17 protein-coding genes and 2 pseudogenes are annotated in these 19,240 nt (G+C 64.7%); 7 read left to right on the forward strand and 12 right to left on the reverse strand.

The window, feature by feature from the left end:
• The first annotated feature begins 18 nt into the window (after nt 1-18).
• Nucleotides 19-246 (forward strand): DUF6894 family protein, encoded by a 228-nt coding sequence (locus tag NWE53_RS18410; RefSeq protein ID WP_265050825.1) that lies wholly within the window; start codon nt 19-21, stop codon nt 244-246.
• Here the strand turns inward: NWE53_RS18410 and NWE53_RS18415 are convergent.
• The 3 genes from NWE53_RS18415 to NWE53_RS18425 all read right to left on the reverse strand — a co-directional run bounded on the left by NWE53_RS18415 (nt 243) and on the right by NWE53_RS18425 (nt 2,438).
• Nucleotides 243-494: a hypothetical protein gene (locus tag NWE53_RS18415; RefSeq protein WP_265050826.1), complete on the reverse strand. Its 252-nt coding sequence runs from the start codon at nt 492-494 to the stop codon at nt 243-245. The genes NWE53_RS18410 and NWE53_RS18415 overlap by 4 nt on opposite strands.
• A gap of 358 nt (nt 495-852) precedes the next feature.
• Nucleotides 853-1,647, reverse strand: coding sequence for an inositol monophosphatase family protein (locus NWE53_RS18420; protein ID WP_265050827.1), 795 nt, complete (start codon nt 1,645-1,647; stop codon nt 853-855).
• On the reverse strand, nt 1,644-2,438 hold the full coding sequence (locus NWE53_RS18425) for a carbohydrate ABC transporter permease (protein ID WP_265050828.1): 795 nt from the start codon (nt 2,436-2,438) through the stop codon (nt 1,644-1,646). Before NWE53_RS18425 ends, NWE53_RS18420 begins: the two co-directional genes overlap by 4 nt.
• 141 nt (nt 2,439-2,579) lie before the next feature.
• On the opposite strand from NWE53_RS18425, the pseudogene NWE53_RS18430 reads away from it, so the two are divergent.
• From NWE53_RS18430 to NWE53_RS18440, 3 genes and pseudogenes are all read left to right on the forward strand, one after another.
• Nucleotides 2,580-2,972: pseudogene (locus NWE53_RS18430) on the forward strand (sugar-binding domain-containing protein); the annotation flags it as partial.
• 117 nt (nt 2,973-3,089) lie between these two features.
• Nucleotides 3,090-4,076, forward strand: coding sequence for a carbohydrate kinase family protein (locus NWE53_RS18435; protein WP_265050829.1), 987 nt, complete (start codon nt 3,090-3,092; stop codon nt 4,074-4,076).
• Between the two features lie 163 nt (nt 4,077-4,239).
• Nucleotides 4,240-5,622, forward strand: coding sequence for a mannitol dehydrogenase family protein (locus NWE53_RS18440; RefSeq protein WP_265050830.1), 1,383 nt, complete (start codon nt 4,240-4,242; stop codon nt 5,620-5,622).
• 127 nt (nt 5,623-5,749) lie between these two features.
• Here the strand turns inward: NWE53_RS18440 and NWE53_RS18445 are convergent.
• A pseudogene (locus tag NWE53_RS18445) lies at nt 5,750-6,009 on the reverse strand (ATP-binding cassette domain-containing protein); the annotation flags it as partial.
• 183 nt (nt 6,010-6,192) lie between these two features.
• Between NWE53_RS18445 and NWE53_RS18450 the strand changes: the two are divergent.
• The 3 genes from NWE53_RS18450 to NWE53_RS18460 all read left to right on the forward strand — a co-directional run bounded on the left by NWE53_RS18450 (nt 6,193) and on the right by NWE53_RS18460 (nt 10,493).
• Complete coding sequence (locus NWE53_RS18450) at nt 6,193-7,521, forward strand: ABC transporter substrate-binding protein (RefSeq protein ID WP_265050831.1); 1,329 nt, start codon at nt 6,193-6,195, stop codon at nt 7,519-7,521.
• A 162-nt stretch (nt 7,522-7,683) separates the two neighbouring features.
• Nucleotides 7,684-9,399 carry an ABC transporter permease gene (locus tag NWE53_RS18455; RefSeq protein WP_265050832.1) on the forward strand — a complete coding sequence of 572 codons (1,716 nt, stop codon included), beginning with the start codon at nt 7,684-7,686 and terminating at the stop codon, nt 9,397-9,399.
• Between the two features lie 2 nt (nt 9,400-9,401).
• A complete protein-coding gene (locus NWE53_RS18460; protein WP_265050833.1) occupies nt 9,402-10,493 on the forward strand; it encodes an ABC transporter ATP-binding protein in 1,092 nt (363 codons plus the stop codon).
• 420 nt (nt 10,494-10,913) lie between these two features.
• Here the strand turns inward: NWE53_RS18460 and NWE53_RS18465 are convergent, their stop codons facing one another.
• The 8 genes from NWE53_RS18465 to NWE53_RS18500 form a co-directional block, all read right to left on the reverse strand.
• Complete coding sequence (locus NWE53_RS18465) at nt 10,914-11,606, reverse strand: L,D-transpeptidase family protein (RefSeq protein WP_265050834.1); 693 nt, start codon at nt 11,604-11,606, stop codon at nt 10,914-10,916.
• Nucleotides 11,607-11,901: 295 nt separating this feature from the next.
• The gene (locus tag NWE53_RS18470) at nt 11,902-12,774 is read right to left on the reverse strand and encodes an ABC transporter permease (protein WP_265050835.1); all 873 of its coding nucleotides are present in this window, start codon (nt 12,772-12,774) and stop codon (nt 11,902-11,904) included.
• Nucleotides 12,775-12,972: 198 nt separating this feature from the next.
• Complete coding sequence (locus NWE53_RS18475) at nt 12,973-14,022, reverse strand: ABC transporter substrate-binding protein (RefSeq protein ID WP_265050836.1); 1,050 nt, start codon at nt 14,020-14,022, stop codon at nt 12,973-12,975.
• Nucleotides 14,023-14,062: 40 nt separating this feature from the next.
• Entirely contained in the window at nt 14,063-15,121 is a 1,059-nt protein-coding gene (locus NWE53_RS18480; RefSeq protein WP_265050837.1) for an ABC transporter ATP-binding protein, read from the reverse strand.
• A complete protein-coding gene (locus tag NWE53_RS18485; RefSeq protein WP_265050838.1) occupies nt 15,121-15,936 on the reverse strand; it encodes an ABC transporter permease in 816 nt (271 codons plus the stop codon). Before NWE53_RS18485 ends, NWE53_RS18480 begins: the two co-directional genes overlap by 1 nt.
• Nucleotides 15,937-16,076: 140 nt before the next feature.
• Nucleotides 16,077-17,312: a metal-dependent hydrolase family protein gene (locus tag NWE53_RS18490; RefSeq protein ID WP_265050839.1), complete on the reverse strand. Its 1,236-nt coding sequence runs from the start codon at nt 17,310-17,312 to the stop codon at nt 16,077-16,079.
• Between the two features lie 166 nt (nt 17,313-17,478).
• Nucleotides 17,479-18,714, reverse strand: a complete 1,236-nt coding sequence (locus NWE53_RS18495; protein WP_265050840.1) for a metal-dependent hydrolase family protein — start codon at nt 18,712-18,714, stop codon at nt 17,479-17,481.
• 36 nt (nt 18,715-18,750) lie between these two features.
• Nucleotides 18,751-19,239: a GAF domain-containing protein gene (locus tag NWE53_RS18500; protein WP_265050841.1), complete on the reverse strand. Its 489-nt coding sequence runs from the start codon at nt 19,237-19,239 to the stop codon at nt 18,751-18,753.
• Nucleotide 19,240: the final 1 nt, after the last annotated feature.

A 19,240-nucleotide genomic window follows, 5' to 3' on the forward strand; every position in this document is an offset into this window, starting at 1 on the left:
GCACCGCATTCTGCGGTGATGGCTCGTTATTTCTTCCACACTCGCGATGGCGAGAAAGCAGACATCGACGATGAAGGTATTGATCTGCCCGACGACAAGGCCGCGACAAATGCGGCCAAAGAGCTACTATCCGCAATGACCACGGAGAAACTTCCGAATGGCGACCATATGGCCATTTCGGTAACGGTCCTGAACGCACAGGGCGCAGAAATCTATATCGCGAAGCTGACCCTCGATGGGCACTAGATCGAGGCCTCCGACACGCGGCCTGTGACTGCCAGATAGCGGTCACTCGAGTGGGTGACCGCAGCCACAATGGCTGTTCCGTCTTCGCAGATAATCCTGACGCAAGTCATCAGGGCGGCCGGATCGAGCCCTGACGTATCGCAAAGCAAATACCCGGTGCGAGTATCGTCGTACGCGTTGCCGAACTGGTAGCGGAGCGGGAGCTCGCGACCGTCGCGCGTAATCAAGATTCCATGTCCCAATTTCATGGCGATGTGTCTCCGCCTGGCGGCATCAATGTGTGCCGCGAGCGGTCATGTCCAAATAGGCTGTGGAGACAACTGCGCCAGCAGTATGCGCCGGCTCCTCCCCCGAGGCTGTGTCTTTTGACAGGCCGTTCCGGCGACGCGCGTCATTCGAGAGGGCGGCGTCTTACGCAAAAGCCCCGCCTGCGAAGCGGACGGGGCTTTCACACTCAGCGGTTGCGGGGGCCTGAACCACCACCGCGATCTCAATTGCAAAATACCAGCTGCCTGCTCTCCACGCCACATCGTCGGGCTCGACCATGCGCTCCGAGCAGCCTCGCCAGGTCAGTTCGCTCTCCGATCAGGTGTTGACCGGGCAGCCTCAACTCAATCGGGATATCAGTTCGTCAACGACTGAGGCTGGGCCCACCAGCATGGGCTGGCGCGTCGGAAAGCCGTAATCCGGCTTGAGAAGATCGGAGAGCTCCAGGGCGGAACCATCGAGATAGCGTTCCACATGGCCGAGCGCCCTGGTGAACGGAAGGGCAGGAGCGAGATCCCACAGATAGCATGGGCCGGTGATGATGGCATCGCAGCGACCCGCCGCCAGCATCATCAGGTGGTAGAGATTGGAACCGAGGTTATGCAGGCGGTAGCCTTCAACCCGGCGGACATCGATCGCGTCGTGGATCGAGGTGATCATGATGTTGCGGGTATCGGCCGCGACCGATGCCGGGCGGACCGGCATCGGCTCGCCGTTGAGGAGAGCCTTGCCGCCCTCGAAGACGAAGCTCTGGCGCGGGATGGGAAAATGCAGATACCCGCTGACGGGTTCCGTGCCGTCGATCAAGCCCATGCCGAGCCCCCAGACCGGCAAGCCCCGAGCGAACGACGCCGTGCCGTCGAGAGGGTCGATCGCCCATTGGCGGCTGGCGCCGGGCAGATACGACTCCGCCTCCTCTTCCGATATCACTCCGATGTCGGGGGTGTGGGCCACCAGACGCTTGAGAACATGCGTGGACGCAGCCTGGTCCGCTTCGGTCACAGCCGAGCCGTCGCTCTTGTCCTGCGCACTCAACCTGCCATGGAGCGGCAGGGTGATGTCGTCGTATTCGCGGAATAGGCGCTCGACGAAGTCGAGATGACTGGTGGCGCGGCTCGAATGATGGATGGTCACGACATGCCTTTGACGAGATATTTCTGGGCGACGAAACAGAGGACGATGACGGGGAGCACGGCGACGACGCCGAGAGCGGAGACCTCGCCCCACAGGATTCCCCGCTCGGTCTTGAAGAAGACGACCGCGGTCGAGACCATGTTGACCTTGGAGGAGCTCAGGAACAGGGCGTAGGTGAACTCGTTCCAGGCGGCGAGGAAACACATGATCGCCGTGGCGAACAATCCCATGCGCACCTGTGGCAGCACGATCCTGACGAGCACCCCGAGACGGCTGCATCCATCGAGCATCGCCGCCTCCTCGACCTCCGGCGCCAGCGCGGCCAGGTAACTGCGCATCATCAGCACGACGAAGGGCAGGTTGAAGACCATGAAGGTGACGATGAGGATCGCGTAGGTGTCGAGCATCTCGAAGGTCAGGCCGATGACGTAGAACGGCAGAACCAATGCGATCGAAGGGAATATCCGCGACGAGAGGATGGCGAAAACGACGGCTTCCTTGCGCGGGAAGCTGAACTTGTGAATCGCGTAGGCTGCCGCCGTGCCCAGCGTCAGGCACACCGCGACATTGCAGAGCGACACGATCAGGCTGTCGACGATGTAGCCATACAGGCCATGATTGATGATCGCGGCCCGGTAGTTCTCGAGCGTCGGGCTGAAGATGAAGCGCGCCGGCTCATACAGCATCGCCCGCGTCTTGAACGACGTCACCAGCATGTAGAGGACGGGGAAAGCCGCGAAGACGCAGGCCAGCGCCAGCCAAACATAGTCTCGCAAGCGAGCCGGCATCATGTCGGTTGGCCCCTGCGACCGGTCGTCACCATAAGGGCCGAGAGAGCGGTGATGATGAGCACCAGTATGACGGCCGCAGCTGCGGAAAGACCGATCGAGCCCAGCGTGAAGGCCGTCTTGTAGACAGACGCGGCGCTCGTCGCTTCCCTGCGCGAGCAGATCGGCATCGCCGATAGCGTCGCCCAGTTTCCCAAGCTGACGCGCGTGCTCTTCTCGGTCGGCGCCTGGAAGGAAGGCGGTTCGGGCCTGTTCGAAAGCCTGGATCAGAAGAGCCGCGACAAGGCGGCGGATGCCGGCGCTATCGCGGAAATCCTGGGGCATCTTTTCGATGCCCGCGGACGACGCATTTGCCAATCACTGTCCGACAGATGCCTCACGATCCCCTTCGACGATTTCAGCGCCGTCGCGGACCGGGTCGCGGTCGGCGGCAGCGCGCGCGCCCAGGCCGTCCTCGCCTGCGTCAAGGCCAAGGCCGCGACGACGCTCGTCACCGATTCCAGGACGGCGGAATTCGTCCTGTCGGAGCTGGGGTGACGCTTTGCCCCTCGACACAGCACCTGTACTCGCATCGCCCTGCATGGTTGGGTGCGCCATGCCACCCCGCGCCGTGATCGGTGGCGCTGCCGGCAGATTTCCCACGAGGCTCGAGACATGACGATTTTGGTATGCGGCGAGGCCCTCGTCGATCTGTTCGTCCAAACTGGCCCGGAGGGACTTGCAACCGAAGCCGTTCTCGGCGGCTCGCCCTTCAATGTCGCGATCGGTCTGGCGCGGCTGGGTGCGCGCGCGTCGTTCCTCGGCGGGATATCCTCCGATGCCTTTGGCGATGCGATCCGAGCCCGCCTCTCGGCCGAGCATGTCGATCTCGACCATGTCGTCAGCTCCGATCAGCTGACCACCATAAGCGTGGTCGCGCTCGATGCGGCGGGTCATCCGGCCTATGCATTCCACGGTGAGAACAAGGCCGATCGGCAGATCCGCGTCGAGGACCTGCCGGGAGCGCTCGGCCCGGACGTGGCCGCGATCGTCTTCGGCTCCTATACGCTCGCGGTCGAACCGGTCGCGTCCTCGCATCTTGCTTTGGCGCGCCGGGAAGCCGGCAAGCGCCTCATCTCGATCGATCCGAATCTGCGACCCACCGTGACGCCCGATCTTGCGCTCTGGCGCGAGCAGTTTGCGAAGTTCCTGCCTTTCGCGACGATCATCAAGGCGAGCGAGGAGGATCTCGCCGCTGCGTTTCCGGGGATAGCTCATCAAGAGCTGGCGGAAGCGTGGTTCCGGCAGGGCGTGAAGCTGTGCGTGGTGACGCGCGGGGCGAATGGAGCCATGGCGCTACGCCCCGGCCGGTCACCGCTCGCAGTAGCTGGTGTGACGATCGATGCCGTCGATACCGTCGGAGCCGGCGACAGCTTTCATGCCGCACTTCTGGCCCGCCTTGACCAGCTCGGCCATTTATCCCCGCATGCGGTTTCAGGCATGAGCGATGCGACGCTAGCAGACGTGGTCGCATTTGCCGTCGCGGCCTCTGCGATCACCTGCTCACGGCGAGGTTCCGCTCCGCCGAGACTCGAAGAAATGACGTCGGGAACGATCTCATCGTTCCGGGAAACCAGCGCGGGTGCTACGGCGCAATCCTGACCCCGTCGTTCTTCATCGCCGGATTCCGGCCCAAACCTCACCCTACCGATCGGCTGACAGGCTCACGATGGCACCGACAGTTTTGAATCGCCGCTCCCTTGCGGATCTACCGTCATCGGTCGAAGCGCCGGGTTTCGATCCGTCCCGGGTTCGGCCCGGCATCGTGCATATAGGCCTCGGCGGCTTTCATCGCGCCCACATGGCGCGCTACAGCCATGAACTGATGGAGCGTGATGACCAGGCGCTAGGCTGGGGCATTCTCGGCGCGGTGCTCATGCCCAACGACCGGCGTATGGTCGAAAGCCTCGTGCCCCAGGATGGGCTCTACACGCTGATCGAGCGCGAGGGCACACAGGAGCGCGCCCGGATCATCGGCTCGCTCGCAGGCGTGGCGGATGCGACCGAGTCCAGCGAACCACTCCTGGCGGCGCTCGACGACCCTGCAATCCGGATCGTCAGCCTGACCGTCACGGAGAACGGCTACTGCCTCAATGCGGCAACCAAGCGCCTCGATCCCGAGCATCGCCTGATCCGCGCGGATCTTGCCGCACCGGAACGCCCGCGAAGCGCGATCGGCGTCATCGTCGAGATGCTGCGCCGGCGACGGGAGCGCGCCCTGCCGCCTCCAACCGTTCTGTCCTGCGACAACATCCAGCACAATGGCGAGGTGCTGCGCCAGGCCGTTCTCGACTTGGCGAGCCTCAGGAACGATGCGCTTTCTTCCTGGATCGAAAGCGCCGTGAGCTTTCCGTCGACCATGGTGGACCGCATCACTCCGGTGACGGCGCAAGCCGATATCGATGGGCTGGCCTCGCGCCATGGGCTCATCGACCGCTGGCCCGTCGTTTCCGAAACCTTCAGCCAATGGGTCATCGAGGACCGCTTCCCGCAGGGCCGGCCAAGCTGGGAGGATGTCGGAGCGCAGTTCGTCGAGGACGTCGCGCCCTACGAATTCATGAAGCTGCGGCTGCTCAACGGCAGCCATCTCGCGGTTTCCGGCCTCGGCCAGCTCGCGGGCTATGTCACGATCGACGAATCCATGGCCGACGCGCGGATTCAGGCGGTGATGAGGGCGCTGATGGACCGGGAGACCGGGCCGACGCTCCCTGCGATTCCCGGCGTCGACATCGCCGCATACAAGGCCCGGCTGATCGAGCGCTTTGCCAATTCGGCGATCCGGGACACGGTGCAGCGCGTCAACTCCGACGCGCCCATCAACGTGCTCGTCGACCCTATCCGGGATCGGCTGAAGACTGGCGGCGACGTCACTTTTCTCGCGCTCGCGCTGGCAGCCTGGCTGCGGCGCGTGCGCGGCGTGGACGAGAGAGGCGCCCCGCTTGTGGTGACGCATCCTCTCGCCGTGCTTTTGCGCGAGAAGGCCTTGGAGGGTGATGCCGATCCGAGACCGCTGCTGTCGATAAACTCGCTCTTCGGCGAACTGCGGAATGATCCACGTCTCGTCGATGCGGTGGGATATTGGCTCGCCAGTCTTTATCGCGACGGCATCGAGGCGACGCTCGACGAAGCGGCGCGCCGCGCGAGTTAACGCTCGGGGCCTCCGATAGCCGCGGTGAGCTGTCGAAACGAAGCGGGTGGGCAGCGGCGAACGCCGCTCACCTATGCAAGCTTTTCCAGCGCCCGTTCATGCAGTTGGCGGTCGCCGGCGGCGGCGAATTCTTCACCACCGTCAGATGTGGAAAGAGGTTCAAGCTCTCGAACACCATGCCGACCTCACGGCGCACGGCGATGGCGCTGCGCTCATCCGCGAGCAAAGTGCCGTTGACGGTGATGTGGCCGCTGTCATGGCCCTCCAGCCCGTTGATGCAGCGGATCATCGTCGACTTGCCTGAGCCCGAAGGCCCGCAGACGACGAACTTCTCGCCTTGGCGACGGTCAGACTGACCTCCTTCAGCGCCCGGAAGCTGAGTCCGATCGGCTGCTGGCATGCCTGCCGATCGTCGGATCGTGCCCCTGGTTCCGGCTTGGACGATTTCTTCCAATTGCGAGGGTGACAGCCGGCGAGGTTCTATGACAGCTTCATGACAGAAGGCTGCGAAACAGCAGCTCGTCGGCGCGCCTTGTGCGCGCCGAGCTCAATCACAGGGAGAGGACCAGGATGTTTACCCGCAGGGTCGCGCTTGCGACCGCAGTTGGCCTAGCCGTTGCCGCCTCGGGCGCGGCGGCACAATCGCCGTCCGGAAAGGTCACGGTCGTCACCTCCTTCTCCAAGGACGTCACCGATCCGATCAAGAAGGCGTTCGAAAAGGCCGTTCCGGGCGTTTCGCTCGAAGTCCAGAATCGCAACACCAATGCGGGCGTCAAATATCTCGAGGAGACCAAGGCCAACAACCAGGTCGACCTGTTCTGGGCCTCGGCGCCCGATGCCTTCGAGGTGCTGAAGGGCAAGAACCTGCTCTCCGCCTACAAACCCAAGGCGACCGGCATTCCCGACAAGATCGGCTCCTATCCGATCAACGATCCGGCAGGCTTCTATTTCGGTTTCGCGGCGTCCGGCTATGGCATCATGTGGAACGAACGCTACGCCAAGGCCAACAAGCTGCCCGACCCCAAGGACTGGCAGGATCTCGCCAAGCCCGTCTTCTACGACCATGTCGCGATCGCGGCGCCCTCCCGCTCGGGAACGACGCATCTGACGATCGAGACCATTCTGCAGGGTGAGGGCTGGGACAAGGGCTGGCGCACCATCAAGGAGATGGCGGGCAATTTCCGCGCGATCAACGAACGCTCCTTCGGCGTGCCCGAGCAGGTGAATTCGGGCCAGGTCGGCGTCGGCATCGTGATCGATTTCTTCGCCTTCTCCGCGCAGGCTTCAGGCTTCCCGGTCAAGTTCGTCTATCCGACCGTGACGACCGTGGTTCCCGCCAATGTCGGCATCGTCGCCAATCCGCCGAACAAGGCAGCAGCCGAGGCCTTCGTCGAATTCCTGCTCTCGCCGGCCGGACAGGAGGTGCTGCTCGAGCCCGGCATCCGCCGCCTGCCGGTGAACCCGGCGGTCTATGCCAGGGCCGGCGCGGACTATCCCAACCCCTTCACCGATCCGCGCTTCCAGAAGATGATCGGCTTCGATGTCGACAAGTCGGAAGCCCGCACGGCGGTGGTCGACACGCTGTTCGACCAGCTGATCTCCTTCCAGCTCGATGCGCTGAAAGGCGTCAACAAGGTGCTGCACGAGGTCGACGCGGCGCTGGCCAAGAAGCCCAACGACAAGGCCAAGGCGCTCGCCGAGGAGGCACGCGTGCTGCTCGCCGCCATGCCGGTGATGGAAGCGCAGGCCGCGAGCGCGGAGCTGCGCGGCGCCTTCACCGGCGGCAAGGAAAAAGGCGCCCGCCAGGCCGAGGTGGAGAGCCAGTGGGCGAGCTTCGCCCGGGACAATTACGCCAAGGCGAAGGCCAAGGCGGAAGAGGCCCTCAAGGCGGCGAAGTAAGCTCGCGCGTGTCATCCCGTGTCTGCGCTGCAGCCTGAGACGCTGCGGCGCAGACATGGGACCGCGCGACGAGCAGGCGCCTTTTCCTGAAGACGATCCCGCATCTGCGCAGCGGCACCTGAGTGCCGCAGCGCGTGCGGGATGACACCCGGCCACACACCCATGACCGCCATCCCGACCTCGGCTCACCGCCCCCGTCGCATCGCCGGCACGCCCGGCCAGATCGCGCTGGCGCTGGCGATCGCCGCCTTCCTCCTGGCGTTCCTGGCGCTGCCGGTGGCGACGGTGATCTATGTCGCCTTCACCGAGAAGGGTACCTCGACCTTCACGCTGGTCAATTTCTACGACTTTGTCCGCACCGAGCTCTTCATGCGCTCGCTGTGGAACTCCTTCTATGTTTCGGCGATGTCGGTGGTCTGGGCCTCGGTCTTCGCCCTGCCGTTGGCCTATCTGACCACGCGCTTTGTCTTTCGCGGTGCGGCCGTCGTCCAGACGCTCGGCTTCCTGCCACTGATCATGCCGCCCTTCGTCGGCGCGGTCGCCATGCAGCTCTTCTTTGGTCGCAACGGCTCGATCAACCTGCTGCTCGACGACTGGTTCGGCTTCAAGATCGACTTCATGGAGGGGCTGAACGGCGTCATCTTCGTCCAGTCGGTCCATTATTTCCCGTTCATCCTGATCAATCTCTCGGCCGCGCTGCGCAACATCGACCGCGCCATGGAGGAAGCTGCGCAGAACCTCGGCTCCTCGGGCTTCCGCCTGTTCCGCCGCATCGTCTTCCCGCTTGCCATGCCGGGCTATCTCGCCGGCGCCTCGCTCGTCTTCGTCAAGGTTTTCGACGACCTCGCCACGCCGCTCCTGCTCAACGTCAAGGACATGCTGGCGCCGCAGGCCTATCTGCGCGTCACCTCGATCGGCATTGCCGACCCAATGGGTTACGTCATATCGGTCGTGCTGATCATCGCCTCGGTGATGGCGATGTGGCTCTCGGCCGCGGCGCTCAAGGGACGCGACTATGCCACCACGCAACGCGGCGGCGGCGGCCTCGCCAAGCGGGTCATGACGCCCTGGGAGGCGTTCTTCGGCTATGGCGTTGTCATTCTGATCCTGGCGCTGGTGCTGGCGCCGCATCTCGCCCTGTTGCTGCTTTCCTTTGCGACGATCTGGTCGTTCTCGCCGCTGCCCGACGCCTTCACGCTGGCGCATTACGCCCGCGTCTTCGGTGAAAGCTCGATCTACATCAAGAACACGCTGATCTACGCCAGTCTCGCCGGCGCCATCGACATCGTGCTCGGCGTCGCCATCGCCTATCTCGTCCTGCGCACCAGGCTGATCGGCCGTGAATGGCTCGACTGGATGGCGACGGCCGCGCTCGCCATTCCCGGAGTCGTGCTGGGCATCGGCTATCTCAGGACCTTCTACGGGGTGAGCTTGCCGGACGGGACGCCATTGGCCTCGCTCTGGATCACGATCGTGCTGGCGCTGGCGATCCGGCGCCTGCCCTATGCGCTGCGGGCCTGCTATGCGGCGCTCCAGCAGATCTCGGTCTCGCTCGAGGAGGCGGCGGAGAACCTCGGCGCCACCAAGGCCCGGACGGTGCGCCGCATCGTCGTGCCGCTGATGGCCGGCGGCATCCTTGCAGGCTTCGTCACCTCGTTCTCGACGGCCGCGGTCGAGCTTTCGGCGACGCTGATGCTGGTGCAGTCGAACTCCGATGCGCCCCTCGCCTACGGGCTCTACGTCTTCATGCAGTCGGCCGCAGGGCGCGGTCCCGGCGCGGCGCTCGGCGTCATCGCCGTCATTCTCGTCGCCGCCTGCACCTTTCTCTCCCATTTCATTATCGAACGCAGCCAGAAGGCCAAGGGAATGGGCCATTGACCATGAACGCGACCGCCCCCCTGACCACGCCCGCCGTCGCCGTCGACATCGAAGACGTCAACCTCTCCTACGGCGCCAATCACGTCCTCAAGGGCATCAATCTCGCCATCGAACCGGGCGAGTTCTTCGCCTTCCTTGGCCCCTCCGGCTGCGGCAAGACCACGCTGCTGCGGCTGATAGCGGGTTTCAACCAGGCCGATACCGGGCAGGTCCGGATCGGCGGCAAGGCGATCACCGGGTTGCCGCCCTGGAAGCGCGATGTCGGCATGGTCTTTCAGTCCTACGCGCTCTGGCCCCACATGACGGTGCGCCGCAACGTCGCCTTCGGGCTGGAGGAGCGCGGCATCAAGCGCACCGAGATCGACCGGCGCGTAGAGGCGGCGCTTGGCCTCGTCGGCCTGGCCCACCTTGCCGAGAGGCGCCCTTCGCAGCTTTCCGGCGGCCAGCAGCAGCGCGTCGCGGTAGCCCGTACGGTCGCCGTCGAGCCGAAGGTCCTGCTGCTCGACGAGCCTCTCTCCAACCTCGACGCCAAGATGCGCGTCCAGGTTCGGCGCGAACTGCGCGATATGCAGCAGCGCCTCGGGCTGACCACGATCTTCGTCACCCACGACCAGGAGGAAGCGAACACGATCTGCGACCGGATCGCGGTGATGAACGACGGCATCGTCCAGCAGGTCGGAACCCCGATGGAGCTCTACGAGCGGCCGGCGAATCTCTTCGTTGCGAACTTTCTGGGCACGGCGAACATTTTAGATGGCCGCGTTGTCGAGGCCGGCGCAGGGCGGCAATTCGTGCTCGATGGCGGGATTGGAATTCCGATCGGCGATGCGCATGTTCCCATCGGAGCGAAACTGGTCTTTCGTCCGCAGCACGCAAGACTGTCGCTTCACGGCCTTCAGGACAGCGGAGTATCGCTGCCGTCCGTGGTCAACGCCCGCGAATTCCTCGGCTCGACGGTTCGCTATTTCGTGTGCGTCAACGAAACGGAAGTAGCCGTCGACATGCCCTTCAGATCAGGGCGCGAGCTTTTCGAAACCGATGCGAAGGTCGTGCTGAGTTTGCCGCAGGACTCCCTCCTCTGGCTGGCCGATTAGCGGTTCGATTCCGGCCAACGGAATCCCGTAAAACAGTTACTTTGAGTGGGGGGCTGTCGGGGCTCTGGGCAGCGGGGCATGGCACCGCGAACGATAAAGCCGGAGCAACGGCATTCGCCGCGACATCAACCTCCGGGTAGCTCCCGCGCAATTCAGGCGAGAGGCGAAGTCAGGCGCGTCCCTGATACGCGCCGACGCTGTTTTCAGAGCCCATACCGTACATCGATCCACGAGCGCCTGAACGGAATCGACGAGCTGAAACGCCGCTTTGCCAACACCAAGAGCAGATTGGCCGACGCAGAGGGCCGGAGCGGCTGTCTCCGGCCCCTGCCGCCGACAGCCGCAATGACCCTCATGAACGGGCCCGTTCTCTTTTTCACTGCCCGCATCGACACGCCCGGGCCGGGCGACACCGGTGCCCTAGGCTGGCAGGACGACAACCTTCGTCTTGACCGGCGTCTTTGAATACAGGTCGATCATATCCTGGCTGAGCAGGCCGACACAGCCGCTCGTGACGCCGGAGCCGATCGAGTCCGGATCGCTGCTGGCGTAGATCGTGTAGAGCGTGTAGGCGCCGTTCTGGTAAAGATGGAGCGTGCGTGCGCCGAGCGGATTGTCGAGCCCGCCCGGCATGCCGCGCGCCCATTTCGCCGCCTCGGGCTGGCGCTTGATCATCTCCCTGGGCGGTGTCCAGGTCGCCCATTCGGACTTGCGGCCGACATAGGCGTCGCCGTTCCAGCGGAAGCCGTCGCGGCCGACATTGGCGCCATAGCGGGTGGCGTTTCCGTCGCCCTCGATGCGGTATACGTAGTAATTGCCGGGATCGACGATGATCGTGCCGGGTGCTTCCTTGGAGTCGTAGCGGACCGTCCGGCGGAAATATTTCGGATCGACCTTGCTGACGTCGACCGCCGGGATCGGGAATTTCTCTTCGGGCACCGGGCCGTAGACCCTCTGCGCCTCGGCGAAGCTCATCCCGTCGGAGGTCGCGCAGCCGCCCAGCCCCAGCGCGCCGATACCAACAGCTGAGCCGACCAGAAACGACCGGCGGCTGAGGAGCTCCGAGCGACGCCCGAGCAAAGCGATCTCGTCCATACCACCGTCCATGATCATGATTTTGAAGCTTCCGATGCTCTGTTGCCCGACGAGATAGCACTCCGGCATAAACCTGTCGAACGTCTTTGCCGATCCGAGACTGCCGTCACATGTCCCGATTGGCAAGCTCGGGTCTTCGCTGCACGAGTTTTCCGTCCTCCAAAGTCGTTACCGTACACACGGTCTCGCAGTCTCACTTCGGACCGGAACAGCGCGTCAATCGAGCGGATTCCCGCATGTCCGCTGCCGGCTTGATCCTGCGTGGAATTCGCGATCGGCGGCAGTGAAACGCGTGACTCGCCGTCGTCGGGCCTCAGCGATAGCGGCGCTGGACGACGAGATTGGCAACGACCGTGAGCAGCAGTGTCGCCGTCATCAGGATGAAGGAGATAGCCCCGCCGAAGGGCCAGTTGTTCTGCTGGGCGAACTGCCCGTAGACCAGCGGCCCCATCATCTGGAATTTCGGCCCGCCGAGCAGGACCGGCGTCGCATAGGCATTCATGGCGAGGATGAAGGTGAGGATCGTGCCAGCGAGAACGCCGGGCATGGCCAGCGGCCAGAGCACGCGCCGCACCATCGCGGCCGGCGCCGCACCGAGGCTGAACGCCGCCTCCTCGACATTGCGCGGAATCCCTTCGATCACGCTCTGCAACGTCAGCACCATGAAGGGCAGGTTGACCGCAATGATGCCGATCAGCACCGCGGTCTCCGTGAACATGATCTCGATCGGCTGGTCGATCAGGCCAAGCCCCATCAGCGAGACGTTGAAGGCGCCCTTGTTGCCGAAGGCTGTCATCCAGCCGGCCGCGCGCACCGCGTTGCCGACGAAGAGCGGCAGCACCACGGCGATGATCAGCAGGTTCTTGAAGCGGCTTTGCGTGCGCGCCAGCACATAGGCCAGCGGAAAGCCGAGGATCAGGCACGCCAGCGTGCAGATCACCGCGACGCGCACCGTGCGCAGCAACACGTTGAGATAATACGGGTCGGTGAAGAACTTGACGTAGTTTTCGATCGTCAGCCCGTCGACCATGAACTGGCCCGGGATGAACTGGTTGAGCGAATAGCGGAACAGGATCGCGATCGGCCCGATCAGGCCGACCATGACGAGGATCGTCGCCGGGATAACGAGCAGCCCGGCAAGATGGGTCCGGGAGCCGGCAACCGGCTCAGGCGCGGCGGTGCTCATGACAGCCTCCCCGTTCTTTCCGGGGGCGCTCCTGCGGAGCGCCCCCAACCCTTGAACACGACACGGAACCAGGCAATGTCGCCGCCTCCCCGAGGCGCGAGCCGGACCGACGTTTCGAGCCCGACCAGGATGCCGAAGCGATCGTGGTCAGCGGCTGCGGGCCTGCGGCTCGCATCGGAATGGCGAGGCGGCGCATCCTCACGCCTTGAAGACCTTGTCCCACCATTCCTTCATGGCCGCGTCGTTCTTGGCGAGGAAGGCGTAGTCGAGATCCTTGAGGCGCTTCTCCTCCTCAGGGGTGAAGCCGATGCGCTTCTGCAGGTCCGCAGGGACCGCGAGCCCCGATACGGTGCCGTTGTAGCCCATATCGGCGGCGAAGGCCTCCTGCGGCGCCTTCTCGAGCATCGCGTTCATGTAGGCGTAGGCGTTGTCCTTGTTCGGAGCGTTCTTCGGAATGACGAAGCCCGAAACGTAGATCGGAATGCCCTCGATGGGCGCGATCGCCTCGCAGGGGATGCCGGCATTCTGCCACTGCACCACGCGCGCCTTCCAGATCGCGCTGATGCCGACCTCCTCGTTCTTCATCGCCTGGGCGAAGGCCTCATTGGTCGGATAGACGCGCCCGCCGGCCTTCTTCACCGCAAGCAGCACCTCCTTGGCCTTGTCGAGATCGTTCATGCTGGCGCCGTTGGTGGCGGCCATCGAGGCGGCGATCATGATCGACTGGTATTGGATGTCGATGAAGCCGATCTTCGACCCCCATTTCGGGTCAAGCCAGTCCTTGAAGCCGGTCGGCGCGGGGCTGATGATCTTCGGATTGTAGATGACGACGTTGCCCGAATAGATGTGCCCGACGCCATACGGATACTTCATGGTCGGCAGCAGGCTTTTGGCGTTCGGAAGCTTGGAATAGTCGATCTGCTCGACGACGCCGGCCTCGTTCATTTCGAACATGTTCGCAGCCGAGAGGCCGTGAATATCGACGGTGCCGCGCGGCAGGCGCCTCTCCGCGATCATCTTGGCGCGGCGCGGCGCGTCGCTGGCCTGGTCCTGCACCACCTCGACGCCCTTCGGCTTCAGCAGCGGGTCTTCGATGTTCTTGGTCAGCAGGCGGGCATAGTCGCCGCCCCAGGTGCCGACGACGACCCTGCCGCCGGATTGCGCCCGTGCTGGCAGGCCCGATACGGCAAGGCCGCCCGCCAGGCTCATACCCGCCAGAAGGCTGCGGCGATCGATTGTGAATGTCATCTCTGTGACTCCCCTGATTGGATGTCTGGAAACGCGCGGCTCATACCGCGCGCGGATAGACGAGCCCGACATCAGCGGCCCAGCCTATGGTGAGGGTGTCGCCCGTCTTCGGCTCCACCATGCCGCGGCGGTTCGGGATCTGCAGAAGCATGCGGTCCTGCTCCGACAGCGCGACATCGATCTCGAGCAAGGCGCCGAGATAGGAAACGTACTCGACGCGCGCCTGGAAGCCGTTCGGCAGGGCTTCGCTCTCGGCGCCGACCGCGACCCGCTCGGGCCGGAGCGCAAGCGTCGCCGGCCCCGGCACGGCGGCGGCCATGCAGGCGATGTCGAGTCCGCCTGCGCTGCGGAATCGGCCGGCCTCCGCAACAGACCCTTCCAGGAAGGCGCTGCGCCCGATGAAGCCCGCGACGAAACGGTCGGCCGGCTTCTCGTAGAGCTCGCGCTGGGTGCCGATCTGGCGCACCTGCCCCTTCTCCATGACCACGAGGCGATCGGCCATGGTCAACGCCTCTTCCTGATCATGCGTCACCATGATCGTCGTCAGGCCGAGCTTGCGGGTGAGATCGCTGATCTCGACCCGGACCTCCTGTCGGAGCTTGGCGTCGAGATTAGAGAGCGGCTCGTCGAGCAGGAGCACATCCGGCTCCATGGCGAGCGCGCGTGCCAGCGCCACACGCTGCTGCTGCCCGCCGGAAAGCTGCCGAGGATAACGGGAATCGAAACCGGTCAGGCGCACCAGGCGCAGCGCCTCGGCGACGCGTGGGGTGCGTTCGGCGGCCGAGACCTTGTGCATTTCCAGCCCGAAGGCGACGTTCTCGGCGACTGTCATATGCGGGAAGAGCGCGTAGCTCTGGAAGACCAGCCCGCAATTGCGCTTCCACGGCGGCAAGCCAGTCACGTTGCGCTCACCGATCGTAATCGAGCCCGCCGAAGGCGGCATGAACCCGGCGATCATGCGCAGGGTCGTGGTCTTGCCGCAGCCGGACGGGCCGAGCAGGACCAGGAACTCGCCATCGGCGACGTCGATGGTGACGTCGTCCACCACGGTGAGGTCGCCATAGCGTTTGTTGAGATGATCGATCGAAAGGCGTGCCATCAGACGACCCGGCTCAGTTTGACGTAGCGGTCGGTGACGATCATCGCCACGGCGATCAGGACGATCTGCATCAGCGACGCCGCAGCGACGGCCGGATCGATCTTCCATTCCAGATATTGGAGAATCGCGATCGGCAGGGTGATCCGGCCCGGCCCGACGAGGAACAGGCTCATCTCCAGATTGCCGAAGGAGGTCACGAAGCCGAACAGCGCCGCCGCGACGATACCGGGGCGGATACCAGGGAGGGTCACCCGGCGGAAGGTGGTCCAGGGGCCGGCGCCAAGGTTCTGGGCGGCCTCCTCGATGCTGCGGTCGAAACCGGCGAGGCTCGCGGTGACGAGCCGCACCACCCAAGGCAGCACCACCAGTGAATGCGCCGCAACCAACCCGGCGAGCGAGCCGAGGAGTGGCCACCCTGTCGCGATCTCCGTCTCGATCTGGAAGACGTAGATCGAGGTGCCCAGCACGATGCCGGGCATCACCAGCGGCAGAAGCAGCAGCGTGTTGATGCCGGGGCCGAGCGGGATGCGGTGACGGACGAGCACAAGGCTCGCCGGAACCCCGAACAGGAGCCCGATCAGGGTCGAGAGCACCGCGACCTGCGTGCTCAGCACGAAGCCTTCCCGGAACGACTTGTTGGCGATCGCCGCATCGAACCAGCGCAGCGAATAGCCTTCGGGAGGAAAGGAGGGAATCTCCTGGCGAAAGAAGGCGAGCCAGGTCACGAAGAACAACGGCATCAGGATGAAGCCGAGGGTGAGTGTGGCGGCGCCGTTCAGAGCGTAGCGCCCGAGGCTGGATCCGGACGCGCTCATGCTCGCCTCCCGCGGCGGCGGCCGGCCGCAATCCCGGCCCGGCGTCGTCTTTCCCTGCCCCAGTCGCTCATTCGCCTTCGTCCCCAACTCGCTGTTTGCGCGCGCGCCTCAAGCCCGCAGCGGCCATGCCGGCATCCGGATCAGTGCAGCGTGTTCTTGTGAAAAACGCCGCCCTTCATGATCGCCGCCAGATGGCGGCCCTGATCCTGAAACAGGCCGAGGTCCTTGAGCGGATCCCCGTCGATCAGGATCAGGTCGGCGAGGGCCCCGGCACGAAGCGTGCCAAGCTTGCCTTCCATGCGCAGGAGCTGTGCGCCGATCGTCGTGGCGGAGCGAATGATCTCGATCGGCGACAGCACCTCCCGGCGCAGCAGGAACTCCCGCGATTGCTCGACCTGGAGCTGCCCGAGCAGATCGCTGCCGAACGCCACCGGCACGCCGGCGCGCTTGCAGATCTCCAGGGAGCGCAGGCCGCCATCGATGACGAGGTCGTTCTTGGCCAGCATCTCGCCGGTCATGCCGAAATCGGCGGCACGCTCCTTCATCGCATAATACGCCACCAGATTGGCCGTCAGGAACATGTCCTTCTCGGCCATCAGCGCAGCACTGGCCTCGTCGATCAGATTGCCGTGCTCGATCGCCCTGACGCCGCAATTGGCCGCGCGCGTGATCGCTTCGGGCGTATAGGCATGGGCACAGACATAGCGGCCGAAGGCCTTCGCCTCCTCCACCGCGGTGCGCACTTCATCCTCGCTGAACTGCATCGAGTCGAGCGGGTCGTAAGGCGAGGCGACCCCGCCGGACATCATGATCTTGATGTGGTCGGCGCCGAGCCGCATCTGCTCGCGCACCGATTTGCGGACCGAGGAAACTCCGTCCGAGACGTTCATCGTATAGCCCATCGCATTGCAGCAATGGCAGCGCGCGCCGAAATCGGTACGCCGGCGCGGATCGCTGTGGCCGCCCGTCGGCCCGATCGCCTGGCCGGCGATGAACAGGCGGGGACCGGCGACATCGCCCTTCTCGACAGCCTCCTTGATGCCCCAATCGGCCCCGCCCGTATCGCGGACGCTGGTAAAGCCGCGATCGAGCATGCCCTTCATCAGCCTGACCGCGCGGGCCGTCATCAGCGTCAGCGGAACGGATTCCAGCAGGCGGATATAGACCTCCGACAGGAAGACATGGACGTGGGAGTCGATCAGGCCGGGCATCAGCGTGCGACCCCCGCAGTCCAGTACCGCGGCCTTTTCGATCTTCAGCGGCTTGTCGGAGAGTTCCCGGATCGTCTCCCCTTCGATCAGCAGTTCATAGCCTCGGCGCAGCTCGCCGAATTCCGGCTCCAGAAGGACGAAGTTCCTGAGATGCAGCATGGTCATCGGCAATGCCTCCCAGCTCGGCGTGGAACAATTCTTCCGCGCCTCCTGCCATCGTGAGAAGAGTGTTTCCGCTTGTCCATGCCGAACCCGCCAGCCGGCGACAATTTCAGCTCCGACAAGTCGGGGAACATGGAGAGCAGCCTCGTCGAGGAATGGAACGACAGGCTCAATTCAGGCTCGTGCGCTTGAGGAAGACGCCACTCTTCATGATCAGCGGCATGTGCTTGCCCTGGCGGGTCAGCAGCGAGAGGTCCTTCAGCGGGTCGCCATCGACGACGATCAGGTCGGCATGGGCGCCGGGCGCGACCGTGCCGATCTGCCCCTCGAGCCGCAGCAGCTTCGCCGCGACATGGGTCGCCGAGGCGATGACCTCATGCGCCGGCAGGGCGCGGCCGCGGATCACGAACTCCTCCGACTGGTACTTGTGCATCTCGCCGAGCAGGTCGCTGCCATAGGCCATGGCGAGGCCCGCCTTCTTCATGATCGCGAGCGACTCCATCCCGGCCGAGCGGACGACATCCACCTTGGCAACCGAATCCGGCGGGAAGCCGAGCTTCGGCCCGTCCGAGACCAGCTTGTCGTAGGTCACCAGCGTCGGCACGGCGACGGCCCCCTTGCTGGCGGCGAGCTTCGCCGTCTCGGCCTGGATCAGGTTGCAATGCTCGAGCGAATGCACGCCGGCCTCGACGCAGCGGCGGATCGCGTCGTCCGTATAGACATGCGCCGAGACATAGGTGCCGGCCATCCGCGCTTCCTCGACCACGGCCTCGAGCTCGCTGACGGAGAAGCCGAGGAAGTGGATCGGGTCGGTCGGGGAGGCGCAGCCGCCATTGGCCATGATCTTGATGAAGTCGGCGCCGCCCTTCAGCTCCTCACGCGCGGCGCGGCGGACCTGGTCGACGCCGTCGCAGATGCGGCCGAGCGCGCCCAGCCGATGGCGCTCGATCACGCTCGGGCGGTCGTCGTAGCGGCCGCGGAAATCGGCATGGCCGCCGGTCTGGCTCAGCGCCTTGCCGGAGATGACGAGGCGCGGCGTCGGGAAATGGCCTTCCTCCGTCGCCTGCTTCAGGCCGAAATCGGCGCCGCCGACATCGCGCACCGTGGTGAAGCCGCGCATCAGCATCGCCCGCATAATGCCGAAGGAGCGGGCGGTGACGAGCGAATCCGGCAGGCGGGCATTCGCACCGAGATCGGCGACGCCGGCGACGACATGGACATGGGCGTCGATCAGGCCGGGCATCAAGGTCTTGCCCTTGAGGTCGACGACCTTGGCCTTGGCCGAGGTCACGGACTTGCCGACCTCCCGGATGGTGCCGCCCTCGACGAGGACGCTGACGGGCGCGCCCGCTTCCGGCGCCGAGCCGTCGACGATGCGGGCATTGGTGAAGAGGGTGGAAGCCACGGGCATGTTCCTTCGGGCAGGCTCAGGAGGATTGAATCAGGCGGCCTTGTTTGCGGCGCGCGCGGCGAGGAAGGCCGGCACCAGCATGGGCGCCAGCCGCTCGACCGGCGCGACATGCTCCTCGCGGTAATGGTGCTCAGAAGCGAGCAGGTTGATCGTGCCGACGACCTTGTCGTCATAGATCGCGGGGATGTTGATGACGGAACCCAGCCCCATGCTTTCGATCAATTCATGATCGAAGAAGGCCCAGCGGATACCGGCCTTGTCCTTGCCGAGATAGGGCTGGCGGCCGTCCAGCACATGCTTGCCCCAGGGCGTCGGGCCCATCGTCTTGCGGCCGGAGACCGGGTACTCGTCCGGCCGGTTGGAATAGATGCGCGCGACCTCCTGCCCGTCGACATAGAGCAGGGTGAAGAGCTCATGCCCGACGAGCCGCCTGGCGATGTCCTCGAAAGCCTTGAAGGCAGCCTCGGGCTGACCCGGCTCCTTGAGCAATGCGGCGAGGATGGCGAGATCGTCTGACATG

The organism is Bosea sp. NBC_00550 (assembly GCF_026020075.1).
In the GTDB taxonomy this organism is placed as follows: Bacteria; Pseudomonadota; Alphaproteobacteria; order Rhizobiales; family Beijerinckiaceae; genus Allobosea.

What these genes read in the sequence shown, in the direction of transcription:
- NWE53_RS18410 (WP_265050825.1), top strand. Translation starts at nt 19, where the DNA reads ATGGCTCGTTATTTCTTCCACACTCGCGATGGCGAGAAAGCAGACATC.
- NWE53_RS18415 (WP_265050826.1), bottom strand. Translation starts at nt 494, where the DNA reads ATGAAATTGGGACATGGAATCTTGATTACGCGCGACGGTCGCGAGCTC.
- NWE53_RS18425 (WP_265050828.1), bottom strand. Translation starts at nt 2,438, where the DNA reads ATGATGCCGGCTCGCTTGCGAGACTATGTTTGGCTGGCGCTGGCCTGC.
- NWE53_RS18435 (WP_265050829.1), top strand. Translation starts at nt 3,090, where the DNA reads ATGACGATTTTGGTATGCGGCGAGGCCCTCGTCGATCTGTTCGTCCAA.
- NWE53_RS18450 (WP_265050831.1), top strand. Translation starts at nt 6,193, where the DNA reads ATGTTTACCCGCAGGGTCGCGCTTGCGACCGCAGTTGGCCTAGCCGTT.
- NWE53_RS18455 (WP_265050832.1), top strand. Translation starts at nt 7,684, where the DNA reads ATGACCGCCATCCCGACCTCGGCTCACCGCCCCCGTCGCATCGCCGGC.
- NWE53_RS18460 (WP_265050833.1), top strand. Translation starts at nt 9,402, where the DNA reads ATGAACGCGACCGCCCCCCTGACCACGCCCGCCGTCGCCGTCGACATC.
- NWE53_RS18465 (WP_265050834.1), bottom strand. Translation starts at nt 11,606, where the DNA reads ATGATCATGGACGGTGGTATGGACGAGATCGCTTTGCTCGGGCGTCGC.
- NWE53_RS18470 (WP_265050835.1), bottom strand. Translation starts at nt 12,774, where the DNA reads ATGAGCACCGCCGCGCCTGAGCCGGTTGCCGGCTCCCGGACCCATCTT.
- NWE53_RS18475 (WP_265050836.1), bottom strand. Translation starts at nt 14,022, where the DNA reads ATGACATTCACAATCGATCGCCGCAGCCTTCTGGCGGGTATGAGCCTG.
- NWE53_RS18480 (WP_265050837.1), bottom strand. Translation starts at nt 15,121, where the DNA reads ATGGCACGCCTTTCGATCGATCATCTCAACAAACGCTATGGCGACCTC.
- NWE53_RS18485 (WP_265050838.1), bottom strand. Translation starts at nt 15,936, where the DNA reads ATGAGCGCGTCCGGATCCAGCCTCGGGCGCTACGCTCTGAACGGCGCC.
- NWE53_RS18490 (WP_265050839.1), bottom strand. Translation starts at nt 17,312, where the DNA reads ATGACCATGCTGCATCTCAGGAACTTCGTCCTTCTGGAGCCGGAATTC.
- NWE53_RS18500 (WP_265050841.1), bottom strand. Translation starts at nt 19,239, where the DNA reads ATGTCAGACGATCTCGCCATCCTCGCCGCATTGCTCAAGGAGCCGGGT.